Genomic DNA, 15,832 nt, shown 5'->3' on the forward strand with positions numbered 1-15,832 from the left:
CTACGTCATTCCGGATATCGGCCGCCGCCATAAGATGCTCTCCATCGCAACCGACAACCCCAAGGAGAACATCATGACCCAGTCCCAAGCCGCCACCCAACGCGGTACCGCTCTCATCACCGGCGCTTCGTCCGGCATCGGCGCCCTGTATGCCGACCGCCTCGCCCGCCTGGGCTACGACCTGATCCTGGTGGCCCGCAACCGCGAGCGCCTCAATGCCCTGGCCCAGCGCATCAGCAACGACACCCGCCGTACCGTGGAAGTGCTGGAAGCCGACCTGGGCCAGGCCCAGTCGCTGGCGCAGGTGGAAGACAAGCTGCGCAACGATGCCAGCATCACCCTGCTGGTCAACAATGCCGGCATCGGCACCCACACCCCGCTGCTGCAGAGCAATGTCGATCACATGACCGACATGATCGCCCTGAACGTCACCGCGCCGACCCGCCTGAGCTATGCCGTGGTCCCCGGCTTCGTGGCACGCGGCCAGGGCGCGATCATCAATATCTCCTCCATCGTCGGCGTGGCACCGGAAGTGCTCAACGGCGTCTATGGCGGCAGCAAGGCCTTCGTGCTGGCCTTCTCGCAATCGCTGCATCATGAACTGGCGGCCAAGGGCGTACAGGTGCAGGCGGTGTTGCCCGGTGCCACCGCGACCGACTTCTGGGCCATCGGCGGGCTGCCGGTGGAACACCTGGACCCGGCCATCGTCATGCCCGCCGACCAGATGGTCGATGCCGCCCTGGTCGGCTTCCAGCGCGGCGAACTGGTGACCATTCCCTCGCTGCACGAGGAAGATGCCTGGACCCGCTTCGAGACCGCCCGCCAGGACCTGGCCGGCAAGCTCTCGGCCAATGTGCCGGCAGCGCGCTACCGCGCCGTGCACTGATCCGATCCAGCGGCCGGCCTGATCCGGAGCGACTGCCTCAGGGTGGTTCTAAAACTTGCTGTCGTGGTTTTCCCATCAGCGGCAGTCATCCGGGTGCAGTGCAGACGCTTGCAGGATTGCCTCGCGGCCCGGCAAATCGGCTTTGGCAGCGCCGCGCATGTCCGTCACAAGGATCCGAGAACGTCCAAGAAGTTTTTCCGCCGACGTGCTAGGCTCCCCGACCGTGAAAACAGCGGATGAGCGGTCGGGGCTGGTCATCCGGAAACACGCCCCCCTTGGTCTTGCATGGGACGGTGGGGGCCTGGCATCGCACTGTCTTCCAAGGCGCGAGAACGCGCCAGCAGCGGATCTGGTCCGCACATTGAATCCATACAACAGGGGAAATCATGGATAAGGCTAACAACAAGGGGCGCTCGCTCAGCGTGGCTGCGCGCCTGGGTCTCAGTTTTGCGCTGGTACTGGTGATGATGCTGGTACTGACGGTGGTGAGCATCAGCAAGGTCAATTCGATCGAGGGCAGCCTGACCACGGTCAGCGAAGACAACAACGTCAAGCAACGCTATGCCATCAACTTCCGTGGCAGCGTCCACGACCGCGCCATCGCCCTGCGCGACCTGACGCTGGTGGGTGACGCCGAGGTCAAGGAGGTGGTGACCCTGATCAACAAGCTCGATGCCGACTACCAGCAATCGGCGCAACCCCTGGACGCCATCTTCGCCAACAAGGGGGCGCACGCTCCCAACGCCGACGAGCGCGACGCCCTGGCCCAGATCAAGGCCGCCGAAGCCCGCGCCATGCCGCTTTCGGCACGCATCATCGCCGCCCGCAGCAGCGGCGACATCGACGGCGCCCGCAAGATCATGCTGGGCGAAGCCAAGCCGGCCTTCATCACCTGGCTGGCCACGGTGAACAAATTCATCGATCTGCAGGAACGCATGAGCCAGGCCGAGTCGACCAAGGCACGCAGCACCGCCCGTGGTTTCCAGGCCTTCATGCTGGTACTGCTGGCGGCGGCCATGGTGGCCGGGGTGGTGCTGGCCGGCCTGATCACGCGTTCCATTGGCCGCGCCCTGGGTGCCGAGCCGGACCAGGTCAAGCAACTGGCACTGGCGGTGGACCGTGGCGAGCTGTACCACGAAGTGGCCCTGCGCCGCTACGATGGCGGCAAGCGCCAGAGCATCATGGCGACGCTCTCCGAGATGAGCGTCAACCTGCGCAATACCGTGACCGAAGTGCGTGATGCGGCAGCGGGTGTGGCCACCATCAGCGCCCAGATCGCCGCCGGCAACAGCGACCTGTCGGCCCGTACCGAAGACCAGGCCGCCTCGCTGGAAGAAACCGCCTCGGCCATGGAGCAACTGACGGCCACCGTCAAGCAGAACGACGGCCATGCCCGCGAAGCCAACCAGCTGGCCCGCAATGCCTCCGACATCGCCAAGCAGGGCGGCGCCATCGTCGACGAAGTGGTCGATACCATGGCCGCCATCAACACCTCGTCGCGCAAGATCGTGGACATCATCGGGGTGATCGACGGCATCGCCTTCCAGACCAATATCCTGGCCTTGAACGCAGCGGTGGAAGCGGCACGTGCCGGTGAACAGGGACGTGGCTTCGCGGTGGTCGCCACCGAGGTGCGCAGCCTGGCACAACGTAGCGCAGCGGCCGCCAAGGAGGTCAAGCAACTGATCGATGCCTCGGTCGACAACGTCGAGAACGGTACCCGCCTGGTGGAGCGCGCCGGCGAAACCATGGAACAGATCGTGACCAGCGTGCAGCAGGTCACTGACGTGATGGGCGAAATTTCCACCGCCAGCCATGAGCAGAGCGTGGGCATCGAGGAAGTGCACAAGGCCATCGCCCTGATGGATCAGGTCACCCAGCAGAACGCCACCCTGGTGGAACAGGCCAGCGCCGCTGTCTCCAGCCTGCAGGACCAGGCCCAGCACCTGACCCGGGCGGTCGATGTGTTCCAGCTGGCAGCGCCCTCCTCGTTGGCGGCAACGAAGTCGTCTGCAACGCTCGTCAACCCGCCACCCGCGCTGGATGCCCGTCCGGGTCGAAGCCTGCAACTGGCTGCAGCGGGGGAACACGTGAATGGATGACGCGACGCTGTCCCGGCCGAACGATGAACTGCAGCGCCTGGCGGCGCTGCATGCCCTGCACCTGCTCGATACCGGCTCCTCCGAAGATCTGGACAACATCACCCGCCTGTGTCACTCGCTGTTCGCGGTCAGTGGCGCCTATGTCTCGCTGATCGATGCCGACCGCCAGTGGGTCAAGTCGCAGAGTGGCCCGGACATGTGCGCGCCATCCCGTGAGCTGTCCTTCTGCGACCACACGGTAAGCCAGCGTGCGCTGATGGTGGTGGAAGACGCCGCCCTCGATCCGCGCTTTGCCGCCAATCCGCTGGTGGTCGGACCGCCCTATATCCGCTTCTATGTAGGTGCCCCCCTGCTCACGCCCGAGGGGCATGCCATTGGTGCGCTGTGCGTGACCGATACCGTTGCACGCAGTTTCGATGCAGCCCAGCGCAAGCAGCTGCAGCAGCTGGCCGCACTGGCGATGTCGCAGATGCTGCTGCGCCGGGCCATCGGCCGCGTCGATCCGCTCACGGCCCTGCCCAACAAGTATCAGTTGCGCGAAGACCTGGCCTCGCTGGCATCGGCCGATACCGCCCTGCAGAGCGATGCGCCGGGAACCCGGGCGCTGGCCTACATCGACATGCCGGACGCCCATACCTCCTTCGAGATCGGCAGCGTGCTGGGTTCGCGCATCCATGACGAACTGATCCGCAATGTCGGGGCGCGGCTGCAGGCACTGGTGGTGGGGCAGGGCGACGTCTATCACATCAGTGACGGCCGTTTCGCGCTGCTCTCGCACGCCGGCAAGGCCGAGCAGATGGCCAGCCACTTGCGCGGCATGACCGCGGTGCTGGAAGAGCCGGTCGACAGCATGGCCGTGCCCATGAAGCTGCCCAGCTATGGCGGCATCGTCAGCGTCGCGCAAAACGGCGAGCAATTGCGCGATGCGCCGCGCAAGGCGGTGGCGGCCCTGCATGAAGCCCTGGCGCGCCGGCACCGCTGGGCCGACTACGATGCCGATGCCGACGTGATGCACCAGCGTCGCTTCCGCCTGCTCAACGATATCCCCGCAGCGCTCCTGCCCGAGCGCCAGCAGGGGGGTGGCCTGGCACTGGCCTACCAGCCCAAGCTGGACCTGCGCAGCAACCGCTATCACGGCGGCGAGGCCCTGCTGCGTTGGCAGCACCATGCGCTGGGACCGATCTCGCCGGCCGAATTCATCCCGTTGGTGGAGCGCACGGCGCTGATCCGTCCGGTGTCGGAATGGGTGATCCAGGCCGCCCTGCAGCAGATGGCGACATGGAAGGACGAGGGCATGCCGGTCAAGCTGGCCATCAACCTGGCCGCGCCCAACTTCGAGGAGTCCGACCTGATCGGCCGCCTGGAACGTGCCTGCCGCGACAGCGGCATCGACCCGGCCATGGTCGAGATCGAATGTACCGAAGGGATATGGATGCACAGCCCGGCCGTGCTCGGGCTGCTGCACGATATCCGCGCCCTGGGTATGGGGCTGGCGCTGGACGATTTCGGTACCGGCTACAGCAACTTCGCCTACCTGCAGCAGGTGCCGGCCTCGGTGGTCAAGATCGACCAGTCGCTGATCCGCCACCTGGACACCAGCGAGCGGGATCGTCGCATCGTGCAATCGCTGATCGCGTTGGCCAAGGAGCTGGATTACCACATCGTGGCCGAGGGCGTGGAAACGGCGCAGACCCTGGAGTTGATCCGCACCTGGGGCGTGGACGAAGCACAGGGTTACTACATGGCCCGTCCCCTGACGCCGGAGGCCTTCGCGGCCCACGTGCGGGCTGCGGCCTGAGGTCTCAGGCCAGAGACTGGCGACTAGAGCGACCAGGTACCTTCCGGGGGGCCTAACTAAATGGCGGTCCCGATTCTTCCAGCTTGCGATACAGCTGCTGGCGCGAAATGCCCAGCCGGCGGGCGGCTTCGGCACGATTGCCGTTGGCTGCGGCCAATGCGCGCTCCAGCATCACCCGCTCCACCTGTGCCACGGCCGCTGCCAGCGGTCCATCCCAATCGATGTGCACACCCTGTCCCGGAGTGGCCACGGACAAGGTGGGCAAGGCGATATGCTCCACCTCGATGCAGGCGCCGTGACTCATCACCGCCGCCCGTTCCATGGTATTGCGCAGTTCCCGCACATTGCCCGGCCAGGCATGCTGCAGCAGGCGTCGCGCCGCCGCCGCGCTGATGCGCCTGGGGCTGTCGCCACCGTGCTGACGCAGGAAATGTTCGGCAATGGCCAGGATGTCGCCGGGCCGCTCGCGCAGCGGCGGCACCATGATCGGCACCACCTGCAGGCGGTACCAGAGGTCTTCCCGGAAGCGTCCGTCGCGAATCTCCTGTGGCAGGTCGCGATGGGTGGCGGCGATCACGCGCACATCCACGCGCTGCGACTGGCTGCCGCCGACCGGCGTCAGTTCCCGTTCCTGCAGCACACGCAAAATCTTGGCCTGGGTCGGTAGCGCCATGTCGCCGATCTCATCCAGGAACAGGGTACCGCCGTCGGCTTCCTGGAAGCGCCCCAGACGATGCTGGGTGGCACCGCTGAAGGCCCCCTTGACGTGGCCGAACAGTTCGCTCTCGATCAGTTCGGCGGGAATCGCCGCACAGTTGACCGCCACGAAGGGACGCCCTGCGCGACTGCCATTGCGATGCAGGGCACGTGCCACCAGCTCCTTGCCGGTGCCGGTTTCGCCCAGGATCAGCACGGTGGCGTCGCTGCTGGCGGCACGGCCGATCTGCTTGAAGACCTGGCGCATGGCTTCGCTGTCGCCCACCAGCTGGTTGCGCTCGCTGGCACTGGCGGTGGCCGCGTCCGGCGAGGCAGACACGGCTGATGCGGCGGCACTCTGGCGCAAGGCACGTTCCAGGGTCTCTACCAGGGCGGTGCGCGGGACCGGCTTGGTCAGGTGGTCGAAGGCGCCCAGGCGGATGGCTTCGATGGTGTTGTCGCCGCTGGCATAGGCGGTCAGCATGATGCAGGGAATGGCGGCGATGGCCGGTGCACGCTGCAGGAAGACCAGGCCATCTTCATCCGGCATGCGCAGATCGACGATGGCGGCATCGATGGCGTGGGCAGAGAGCAGGCGCAGGCCGGCGGCGGTGCTGCCGGCCTCCAGCACCTCGTGGCCGAGATCGCCGACGGTCTCGGCCAGGCTGCTACGAAAAGCGACGTCGTCATCGACGATCAGGATGCGCGCCATGGCAACTCCATATCGAAACGGGCGCCACACCCGGTGGCGGCCAGGGTGATGCTGCCGCCATGCGCATGCACGATTTCGCGCACCAGCACCAGGCCCAGGCCGGTGCCGCCGCTGCGCTGGCTGACAAAGGGATCGAACAGGCTCTCGCGCAGTTCGGGCGCGACACCGGGGCCGTCATCGGCCACCCAGAGCTGCAGGCGGCCATCCGCGCCAAGCCGGGCGCCGATGTCGATGTGGCCGCCAGGCTCGCAGTGGGCCAGTGCATTGAGCAGCAGATTGTCCAGCGCGCGCGCCATCTGCACCGGGTCCAGCGCGGTGGTCGAGAGTCCCGTGGCGAAGCTGGGGAGGTCCAGTGCCGTGCCCAGCTGCAGCTGCTTTTTCTCGGCCAGCTCGGCGTGCGCCTGGCGCCGTTCCTCGATCCAGGCTGCCAGGTCGATGCGCTGGCGCTGCACCTGGAACGGCTGGGCCAGCGCCAGCAGGCTGGCCACCAGCGCATCGAGCCGCTCGGTCTGGCTGACCACCATTTCCAGCGCGCCGGTCACCCTTGCCTCGCGCACCTGGGCCGGTGCTGCCAGGGCGTTCTCGGCCTTCATGCGCATGGCGCCGATGGGATTGCGGATTTCATGGGCCATGCCGGCGGCCACCCGACCCAGCGTGGCCAGGCGCTCGGCATGCGCGAGCTGGCGCGACAGGCGTTCGGACTGCCCACGCCAGCGGCTCAGCGTGCTCCCCAGCCAGACCCCGCTGACGATCACGAAACCCAGCAACAACGCGATGGCCACCAGCAGTTGGTTGAGCACGCCGGCGCTCATCACGGGGACGCGCTTGAGCGTCCAGGCGGCCAGCGACACACCCTTCCACGCGACCGGGCAGGCGGCGAACACCACCGCCTCGCGCAGCCCGGGGCGCACGTCGCTCACGGTGGCCGCACCATCGAGGGCACGCTGGGCGATCGAGACGATGCGTTCCATTTCCGCCCCGGGCGGGTCGCGCTTGATGCCGCTGCCGTCATAGGTGGGAAAGGCATAGGCCACCACATCCTGCTGCGGATGCCAGAATCCCCCCTCCACCCCGGCCTGATCGCGCAGGGACAGGTCGATCACGGCCTGCATCAGCGAGCGTGCAGGCAGGCCGTCGGCCCCGGGCTCCTGGCGCGTGGCGCCAGCGGGGCTGGAAAGAGGGGTGGAAAGCGCGTGCGCCAGTCCGGCGCTCATGGCGGTGCAGCTCACCGCGGCCTGGCCCGTAGCCTGGCTGATCTGCGACGCGGCACCCTGCCGGCTCAGCTGCAGCAGCAGGAAGGCCAGCACGAGCGCGATCAGGGCAATGAAGGCCCACAGGATGAGCAGGTCGCGTTTGATGGTGTTCTTGATATTCAGGAGGCCTCCACTGCCAGTTGGCATGTCGCCTTGCATGGCGCTTGCATTTAAACATGAAGCGCCAGGGCCTGTTCACACTATATCTACGAGTGCGATTTAGTGTGAACAGGCCCTTGATAACCCATCTGACAGGAACGGCAAGATCGCGGTTCATCTTTTGTTGCAACTCAATCACGTTGCCTCCGATCAAGATGGAAGCTCTTTTTGCTTTATGCGTTAATTGCGCCTGGGGTCAAGCAGGGGGAAATAAAATCAAGCAGTTGAAGAAATACTTGGTGGTGGTATTGGGCATCGCCATGCTGATGGTGATCGCCATGTGTGCCAGCACGCTTTACCAGAGCTATCGCCAGACGCGACTGGCGGCCGTGGACAATGCCGGCAACGTGACTCTGATCGCCCAGCGGGCGATTTCGCGCAATATGGAAGTCCTGTCGCTGTCGCTGGACACGCTGGCCTATCGCTACCAGCATCCGCTGGGCGCCGGGCGCCTGAATGACGCCCAGCGCTATGCCTACCTGTTCGGCAGTACCGCCAATGTCAGCCATATCGCGGTGATGGCGATCATCGATGCCAATGGCCGGGTCCAGGCCAGCTCGCGTCGTCGCCAGGGCGATGCCGCACCCAACTACAGTGACCGCGCCTATTTCTCGGTGCATCGCGATTCGGCCAATGCGGGGCTGTATGTCTCCAAACCGGTCCTGGCCAATCTGCCCAACCTGGGCAACGATGTGCGGGTGGTGGTGCTGTCCAAACGTCTGTTCAACGAAGATGGCAGCTTCGGCGGGATCGCCGTCATGGCACTGGACCTGAGCTATTTCCGGGAATTGTTCGAAGGGCTTTCGCTGGGTGCCGATGGCATCATCTCGCTGTACTCCGATGATGGCGTGGCCTACATGCGGGTTCCCTACGACGAGCGGATAATCGGCCGCGACCTGAGCGGCAGCGCGAACTTCCAGCGCATCCAGAGCGCCCTGCAGCACGAGGAAGGCAGCTTCTTCGCCCGCGCCAACAGCGACGGGGTGGAACGGCTCTATACCTTCCGCCGCATTCCCGAGTCACCGCTGATCGTCTTCGTGGGCTATGCCGAACAGGCCATCTTCAAGAGCTGGCGCAAGACGCTTTATGCAGTGATCATCTCGCTGTTCATCTTCGCATTGCTGTCCGCCTATCTGCTATCGCACGTGCGGCAGGAACTGCGTCGCCGCGTGGCCATCGAGAAGCGCCTGGAAGAACTGGCCCAGACCGACGGCCTGACCGGCCTGCTCAACCGCCGCGCCCTGGACGAAGCCCTGCAGGCGACCTGGGAGCGCTGTCGGCGCAATCTCAATTCGACCTTCTCGGTACTGTTCATCGATGTCGACCACTTCAAGCCCTACAACGATACCTATGGTCACAAGCTTGGCGACGCCGTACTGCAGGAAGTGGCACATACCATCAGCGATAACCTGCCCCGCCATACCGATTGCGCCGGCCGCTACGGCGGCGAGGAGTTTGTCGTGCTGCTGGAATTGACCGACGCCGAAGGTGCCCGCCTGATGGCGCAGCGTCTGTGCGACGCCGTCTACAGTCGGCTGATCGTGCATGCCGCCAGCCCACTGCGGGTGCTGACCATCAGTGTCGGCGTGGCCACCTTGCAACGCGGGTTGCATCATCGGGTGGAAGACGTACTCAACGCCGCCGATGCCGCGCTGTACCGGGCCAAACGCGATGGCCGCAATACGGTGCGGGTCAGCGCGGTGGATTGAATGTCGTACCGACGCGCGGCGTCGCCAGCGCCGTGACAAAAAAGGGCGCCGTTTTCACGGCGCCCTTGTTTCCTTGCAATCCGGCGTCAGGCGAATCGCTCAGACCTCGATCAGACCTCGATCAGACCTCGATCAGACCTCGCTCACATCCAGCGGTGCTTCGGTCTTCTCGATCACTTCTTCCTTGGTCACGCCGGAAGCCAGTTCAATCAGCTTCAGGCCACCGGGGGTGACGTCGATCACGCCCAGGTCGGTGATGATGCGGTTGACCACGCCCACGCCCGTCAGCGGCAGGTTGCAGTCATTGAGAATCTTCTGCGAGGTGCTGCCATCCTTGGCCTTGGCCACGTGCTCCATCAGGACCACCACGCGGCCCACACCGGCCACCAGGTCCATCGCGCCGCCCATGCCCTTGACCATCTTGCCGGGGATCATCCAGTTGGCCAGGTCACCCTTGGCCGAGACCTGCATCGCGCCCAGGATGGCGATGTTGATCTTGCCGCCACGGATCATGCCGAAGGAATCGGCCGAACTGAAGAAGGACGAGCCGGGGATGGTCGTCACGGTCTGCTTGCCGGCGTTGATCAGGTCGGCATCGACCTGGTCTTCGGTGGGGAAGGGGCCGATGCCCAGCAGGCCGTTCTCGGACTGCAGCCACACTTCGATATCGTTGGGAACGTGGTTGGCCACCAGGGTGGGCAAGCCGATGCCCAGGTTCACGTAGAAGCCGTCCTGCAGTTCCTTGGCTGCGCGGGCAGCCATTTCATCTCGGGTCCATGCCATTTTGTCGTGTCTCCTCTTATGCGCGCACGGTGCGTTGTTCGATGCGCTTCTCGGGCGTGGCGTTGACCACGATGCGATGCACGAAGATACCGGGGGTGTGGATCTGGTCAGGATCGAGCTGCCCCACTTCCACCAGTTCTTCCACTTCCACCACGGTGACCTTGCCGGCCATGGCGACATTGGGGTTGAAGTTGCGGGCGGTCTTGTTGAAGACCAGATTGCCAGCCTTGTCGGCCTTCTGCGCCTTCACCAGCGACACGTCGGCCACCAGCGAACGTTCCATCACGTAGCGTTCGCCGTCGAATTCGCGCACTTCCTTGCCCTCGGCCACCAGGGTACCGACACCGGTCTTGGTGAAGAAGGCCGGGATGCCGGCGCCGCCGGCGCGCAGCTTCTCGGCCAGCGTACCCTGCGGGGTGAATTCCAGTTCCAGTTCGCCGGCCAGGTACTGGCGTTCGAACTCCTTGTTCTCGCCCACGTAGGAGGCGATCATCTTCTTGATCTGGCGGGTGGACAGCAACTGGCCCAGGCCGAAACCATCGACCCCGGCGTTGTTGGAGATGGCGGTCAGGTTCTGCGCGCCCGAATCACGCAGGGCGGCGATCAACGCCTCGGGGATGCCACACAGGCCAAAGCCGCCGACCGCAATGGTCTGACCGTCCTTGACGATGTCTTTCAACGCGGTGGCCGCGTCTGGATACACTTTGTTCACGAGTCTCCTTTCGGCTCTTGTCTTGCGAGCAGGGTTGCAAGCTGCTGGTAGGGATACCAGCTCAAACAGGGATGGCATCGGAGCTTCTCTTTCGCGCTGCGCCATGGCAATGCCGGGCTCCGATTAGCGCCAATTATCATAGGTCAGGTGAAATAAGCCATACAATACGGTAAAAATACCTGGCGCAATGCAGCATAGCACCGCCCGGTTCGAGGGACCTAGCCAGCCATTTGCGGCATACAGCGCAGCATTACTCATGACCCAGCCACTTCCTATCGACTTCGAACAGGTTTTCATGCACGCGCCCATCGGCATGTGCGTCTCGCACAATCGTGTCATCCAGCAGGGCAATCTGGCGATGGCAGCGATGTTCGGCTACGAGGTGGAACAGTTGCGACAGACGTCTTTCCAGGAAATCTATCCCACCGCCGACGAGTTCGAACGCACCGGCCTGCGCCTGGTCCCCATCCTCAACGAAAAGGGATTCTATTCGGACGAGCGCATCATGAAGCGCTCCAATGACGAGATGTTCTGGTGCCACGTCACCGGCCACGCCCTGAACCGCGACAACCCGCACGCCGCCGGCATCTGGACCTTCGAGGACGTCAGCGCCAAGCGGCCCATCGCGCCCGGCCTGACGCCACGCGAACGCGAGATCGCCGCGCTGCTGGTGGAAGGCAAGACCAGCAAGCTCATTGCGCGCCAGGTGGAACTGAGCCCGCGCACGGTGGAAATGCATCGCGCCCGCCTGATGCGCAAGTTCGCCGCATCCACCTCCTCCGAACTGGTGCACAAGCTGCTCAGCATCACCCCCTGAATGAACCCGACCGTGGCCTGACCTGCCCCGCTCAGAATGGTTGCCCGGCGAAACGCTGGGCCAGGAAATCAAGCATGGTACGCAAGGTCGCCGGCATATGCTTGCGCGAGGCATAGACGCCATACATCCCCAACTGCAGCGGCTCGAAGTCCGGCAGCAACTGCACCAGCCGGCCACTGGCCACCAGCGGCGCCACCGCATAGGCCGGCATGTGGCCGATACCGACTCCAGCCAGTACCGCCTGCAGCAGCACCGTGACTTCATTGGCGCTGATGCTGCCGCCCACGGCAACGCTCTGGCTCTTCGCCGGCGACCGGGTCTTGCCGCCCTTTCCAGTTGCCTTCTTCGGATCGAACTGCCACAGGCTGCGCCCCACATAGGAATGGGTCAGGCAATTGTGCAGGGCCAGTTCTTCCACCTTGCGCGGGATGCCGTGGTGGGCCAGGTAATCCGGCGCGGCGCAGATGATCGAACGGCACACGCCCAACGGTCGGGCAATGAGGTTGGGTTCCAGCCGGTTGGTCATGCGGATGGCCAGGTCGATGCGTTCTTCCACCAGGTTCACCGTGCGATCCAGCGCCAGCAGGTCCACCGCCACGCCGGGATAGCGGCGCCCGTAGTCGACCACCGCCTGGATCAGCTGGGTCTGCGCAAAGGAAGTACTGGTGGTGATGCGCAATAACCCGCGCGGTGTTTCATCGGGCGTGTCCAGCGCGTGGCGCATGTCATCGGAAAACTCCAGCATCTGGCGGCAACGCGGCAATAGTTCGTTGCCGGCCGGCGTGAGCGACAGGCGCCGCGTGGTCCGGTGCAGCAGCCGCGCCCCGACCCAGTCCTCCAGCTCGGCCACGTAGCGCGACACCACCGGCCGCGACAGGTCCAGCTGCTCGGCCGCCGCCGACAGGCTGCCGCCGTCCACCACCGTCACGAACACCTGCATGGCCATCAAGCGATCCATGTTGCCGCCTTTTTATCTGCACGTTTTTGGAAACAAACTGTGATCGATTATGCTGTTTTTCGAAAACAAAAGCGATCCTATGATGGCGACTCCCTGTACCGATATTTCAACCACGGAGTCCCCATGTCCTCATCCTCCCGCCTGCTGCGCCCCTTGCTGGCACTGGCCACCACCGCCCTGCTGGCCTGGTCCGGCACGGGTACCGCCACGGCCGCCACGCCGCTCAAGCTCGATATCTACAATCCCGGCAAGGAAGCGATCTTCCCGGTCAGCTCGGTCCTGGTCTCGGGCGAACGTGAAGCGATCCTGGTCGATGCCCAGTTCGGCCTGCGCGAAGCGCAGCAAGTGGTGGACAAGATCCGCGCCAGCGGCAAGAAACTGACCACCATCTACATCAGCCATGGCGACCCGGATTACTACTTCGGCCTGGAAACCATCCACGCCGCCTATCCCGACGCCAGGATCGTGGCCACCGCGCCCACCGTGCAGCATATCCGCGAAAGCGCGGCCGGCAAGCTGGCCTACTGGGGTCCCAAGCTGGGTGAGAACGCGCCCCGCGCCACCATCACGCCGGAAATCCTCAAGGGCCAGAGCCTGACGCTGGAAGGCCGCAAGCTCGAGATCATCGGCCTGGACGGTCCGCAGCCGGATCGCAGCTTCGTCTGGATTCCCTCCTTGAAGGCGGTGGTGGGTGGCGTGGTCGTGGCCGGCAACATCCATGTCTGGGTGGCCGATACGCAAAGCATGAAGTCGCGCCTTGACTGGCTGCGCACGCTGGGTCGCATCGAGAAACTCAAGCCCGCCATCGTCGTACCCGGCCACTACGCTCCCGGCGCGCCGCTGGATATCGCCTCGGTGCGCTTCACCCGCGACTACCTGAAGACCTTTGACAGCGAAGCCGCCAAGGCGTCCGATGCCAACGCCCTGGTCGCCGCCATGAAACAACGCTATCCCGACCTCGGTGACACCAGCTCCCTGGAGCTCTCCGCCAAGGTCATCAAGGGCGAGATGAAGTGGCCCTGAACCGGCTGACCCAGACTCGCCCGCTCCTCATCAACCTTCGAAAGGAAACCTCATGAAAATTGCACTCATCGGCGCCTCCGGCAATGTCGGCAGCCGCATCGTGGACGAAGCCCTGCGGCGCGGCCACAACGTCGTCGCCATCGCCCGCAATGCCGGCCAGCTCGCCCAACGCACCGGCGTGACCGTGGTCGCGGCGGACGTCAAGGATGCCGCCGGCCTGGCGTCGGCCATCAAGGGGGCCGACGTGGTCGTCTCCAGCGGTCGCTTCACCAGCTTCGGCGCGGCCGACCTGCTGCCGGCCGTGAAGGCGGCGGGCGTCAAGCGCCTGGCCATTGTCGGCGGCGCCGGCAGCCTGGAAATCGCACCCGGCAAGGCCCTGATCGATACCCCGGAATTCCCGGAAGAGTACAAGCCGGAAGCCTCCGGTGGCCGTGACTTCCTCAACGCCCTGCGCGGCGAACAGGAACTGGAATGGACCTTCCTGTCGCCCTCGGCCCTGTTCATCGCCGGCGAACGCACCGGCCAGTTCCGCCTGGGCCAGGACCAGCTGCTGGTCGGCGCCGACGGCAAGAGCTGGATTTCCTATGAAGACTTCGCCGTCGCCCTGCTGGACGAACTGGAACAGCCGAAACACGTCCGCACGCGTTTCACGGTAGGCTACTGAGCCACGCCGAACGCCGGGCCTGATGGTGTAAAAGACCTCAGGCCCGGTGCCGATCTATTCAAGAGGAACCCCAGCATGACCACCCCCGCCACCGTCCACGACACCGTGCTCCACTACATCCACGATCCGCTGTGCGGCTGGTGCTATGGGGCCGCCCCGCTGGTGGCCGCAGCGCGCACCGTGCTGCCGGTGCTGGCCCATGGTGGCGGCATGATGGCCGGCCGCAACCGCCGTCGCGTCGACGCACAATTGCGCGACTACGTGATGCCACACGACCACCGCATCGCGCAGATGACCGGGCAGGCATTCGGTGAGAATTATTTCAATGGACTGCTCAAGGATACCGATGCCGTCTTCGACTCGGCGCCACCGATTGCCGCCGTGCTGGCGGTGCAGTCCATCCAGGGCGAGGCAGCCGGACTGGACATGCTGGCGGCCATTCAGCGCGCGCATTACCAGCAGGGGCGACGGATTTCGGAGCTCAGCACGCTGACCGAACTGGCGCAGGCGCTGGACATCGACGCCGCCACCTTCGCCGCCGAACTGCAACGCGTGGAGCAGGAAGAACTGGATGCCCACATCGCGGCCAGCCGTGAATTGCTGAACTACGTCGGCGGACGCGGCTTCCCGACCTTTGTCCTGCAGCGGGGCGATACGCTGGAAGTGCTCGATACCGGGCGTTGGCTGGGGCAGCCCGAACAGTGGGCCGCGTACCTGCGTGACGAAACCGCCACCACACCGCCAGCGCAGGAGAGCACGCCGGCCCAATGCGATGTGCAGACCGGCCGTTGCGACTGATCGCGACCTTCAGACCGGCAGACCCAGTGCGCGCAATTGCAAGCGGGTCTGCCCTGCCTGGACATGGTGGATGCCGTGCCAGCCCAGGGCCCGGCAGGCGTCGATATTCTTTTGTGCGTCGTCGATGAAGACCAGCTGCTGCGGCTGCAGCGCCGGCAGGTGGCGTCCATAGCGTTCCAGCGCGATCTGGTAGATGCGCGGCTCGGGCTTGATGCAGCGCTCGTCGCCCGACACCACGATGTCCAGGAACAGCTGCATGAAATCATGGTTGTCCCGCGCATGCGGATAGGTCTCGGCAGACCAGTTGGTGAGGCCGAATACCGGTACCTGCTGCGCATGCAGTTCCCGCAACAGCGCCACGCCCTCCGGGAGCGGACCGCGCAGCATTTCCACCCAGCGATCATAGAAGGCGCGGATCAAGGCTTCGTGCTGCGGATGCTGCCGTACCAGTTGTTCGGTGGCATCGGCCAACGTGCGTCCGCCATCCTGCTGCACGTTCCATTCGGGTGAGCAGATGTGGGTGAGGAAATGGTTGCGTTCTTCTTCATCCGCGATCAGCTGGCGATACAGATGTTGGGGATTCCAGTCGAAGAGTACGCCGCCGAAGTCGAAGACCACGGCGCGGATGCCGCTTGGTGCTGAAAAAGTCATTGTGCAAACCCTGTCGAATCGGTAAGGGCAGGTATCCTGCCGGATAGCTACTGGCGCGTGGCGTCAGGCAGACATGATAACGTCGACATCGACAAGGGTGGATTACTGAGC

14 protein-coding genes are annotated in these 15,832 nt (G+C 64.8%); 8 read left to right on the forward strand and 6 right to left on the reverse strand.

From position 1 onward, the window contains the following. Positions 1 to 73 precede the first annotated feature (73 nt). The 3 genes from I5R65_RS19715 to I5R65_RS19725 all read left to right on the forward strand — a co-directional run bounded on the left by I5R65_RS19715 (position 74) and on the right by I5R65_RS19725 (position 4,786). On the forward strand, positions 74 to 886 hold the full coding sequence (locus I5R65_RS19715; RefSeq protein WP_180667063.1) for an SDR family oxidoreductase: 813 nt from the start codon (positions 74 to 76) through the stop codon (positions 884 to 886). A 386-nt stretch (positions 887 to 1,272) separates the two neighbouring features. Continuing rightward, on the forward strand, positions 1,273 to 2,988 hold the full coding sequence (locus tag I5R65_RS19720) for a methyl-accepting chemotaxis protein (RefSeq protein ID WP_180666801.1): 1,716 nt from the start codon (positions 1,273 to 1,275) through the stop codon (positions 2,986 to 2,988). Continuing rightward, on the forward strand, positions 2,981 to 4,786 hold the full coding sequence (locus I5R65_RS19725) for a sensor domain-containing phosphodiesterase (protein WP_180666803.1): 1,806 nt from the start codon (positions 2,981 to 2,983) through the stop codon (positions 4,784 to 4,786). The genes I5R65_RS19720 and I5R65_RS19725 overlap by 8 nt, the downstream gene beginning before the upstream one ends. A gap of 52 nt (positions 4,787 to 4,838) precedes the next feature. Here the strand turns inward: I5R65_RS19725 and I5R65_RS19730 are convergent, their stop codons facing one another. Both I5R65_RS19730 and I5R65_RS19735 read right to left on the reverse strand, forming a co-directional pair. Further along, positions 4,839 to 6,194, reverse strand: coding sequence for a sigma-54 dependent transcriptional regulator (locus I5R65_RS19730; protein WP_180666805.1), 1,356 nt, complete (start codon positions 6,192 to 6,194; stop codon positions 4,839 to 4,841). Continuing rightward, positions 6,179 to 7,594 carry a PAS domain-containing sensor histidine kinase gene (locus I5R65_RS19735; RefSeq protein ID WP_231395260.1) on the reverse strand — a complete coding sequence of 472 codons (1,416 nt, stop codon included), beginning with the start codon at positions 7,592 to 7,594 and terminating at the stop codon, positions 6,179 to 6,181. The genes I5R65_RS19730 and I5R65_RS19735 overlap by 16 nt, the downstream gene beginning before the upstream one ends. A gap of 167 nt (positions 7,595 to 7,761) precedes the next feature. On the opposite strand from I5R65_RS19735, the gene I5R65_RS19740 reads away from it, so the two are divergent. Further along, positions 7,762 to 9,315: a sensor domain-containing diguanylate cyclase gene (locus I5R65_RS19740; protein WP_180666809.1), complete on the forward strand. Its 1,554-nt coding sequence runs from the start codon at positions 7,762 to 7,764 to the stop codon at positions 9,313 to 9,315. Between the two features lie 132 nt (positions 9,316 to 9,447). On the opposite strand, the gene I5R65_RS19745 is transcribed toward I5R65_RS19740, so the two are convergent. Together I5R65_RS19745 and I5R65_RS19750 are read right to left on the reverse strand one after the other, a co-directional pair. Next, entirely contained in the window at positions 9,448 to 10,098 is a 651-nt protein-coding gene (locus tag I5R65_RS19745) for a 3-oxoacid CoA-transferase subunit B (protein ID WP_180666811.1), read from the reverse strand. A gap of 16 nt (positions 10,099 to 10,114) precedes the next feature. After that, the gene (locus I5R65_RS19750) at positions 10,115 to 10,810 is read right to left on the reverse strand and encodes a CoA transferase subunit A (protein WP_006461144.1); all 696 of its coding nucleotides are present in this window, start codon (positions 10,808 to 10,810) and stop codon (positions 10,115 to 10,117) included. Positions 10,811 to 11,066: 256 nt separating this feature from the next. On the opposite strand from I5R65_RS19750, the gene I5R65_RS19755 reads away from it, so the two are divergent. Next, positions 11,067 to 11,627: a PAS and helix-turn-helix domain-containing protein gene (locus I5R65_RS19755; protein ID WP_180666813.1), complete on the forward strand. Its 561-nt coding sequence runs from the start codon at positions 11,067 to 11,069 to the stop codon at positions 11,625 to 11,627. 31 nt (positions 11,628 to 11,658) lie between these two features. Here the strand turns inward: I5R65_RS19755 and I5R65_RS19760 are convergent, their stop codons facing one another. Beyond that, positions 11,659 to 12,585, reverse strand: coding sequence for a LysR family transcriptional regulator (locus tag I5R65_RS19760; protein WP_180666815.1), 927 nt, complete (start codon positions 12,583 to 12,585; stop codon positions 11,659 to 11,661). A gap of 123 nt (positions 12,586 to 12,708) precedes the next feature. On the opposite strand from I5R65_RS19760, the gene I5R65_RS19765 reads away from it, so the two are divergent. The 3 genes from I5R65_RS19765 (at position 12,709) to I5R65_RS19775 (ending at position 15,070) form a co-directional block, all read left to right on the forward strand. After that, positions 12,709 to 13,608: an MBL fold metallo-hydrolase gene (locus tag I5R65_RS19765; protein WP_180666817.1), complete on the forward strand. Its 900-nt coding sequence runs from the start codon at positions 12,709 to 12,711 to the stop codon at positions 13,606 to 13,608. A 52-nt stretch (positions 13,609 to 13,660) separates the two neighbouring features. Continuing rightward, positions 13,661 to 14,272, forward strand: coding sequence for an NAD(P)-dependent oxidoreductase (locus I5R65_RS19770; RefSeq protein WP_180666819.1), 612 nt, complete (start codon positions 13,661 to 13,663; stop codon positions 14,270 to 14,272). A gap of 75 nt (positions 14,273 to 14,347) precedes the next feature. After that, a complete protein-coding gene (locus I5R65_RS19775) occupies positions 14,348 to 15,070 on the forward strand; it encodes a DsbA family protein (RefSeq protein WP_180666821.1) in 723 nt (240 codons plus the stop codon). 9 nt (positions 15,071 to 15,079) lie between these two features. Here the strand turns inward: I5R65_RS19775 and I5R65_RS19780 are convergent, their stop codons facing one another. Further along, entirely contained in the window at positions 15,080 to 15,721 is a 642-nt protein-coding gene (locus I5R65_RS19780; RefSeq protein WP_180666823.1) for an HAD family phosphatase, read from the reverse strand. Between the last annotated feature and the right edge of the window lie 111 nt (positions 15,722 to 15,832).

The organism is Herbaspirillum sp. AP02 (genome assembly GCF_015767275.1).
Lineage (GTDB): Bacteria > Pseudomonadota > Gammaproteobacteria > Burkholderiales > Burkholderiaceae_D > Herbaspirillum.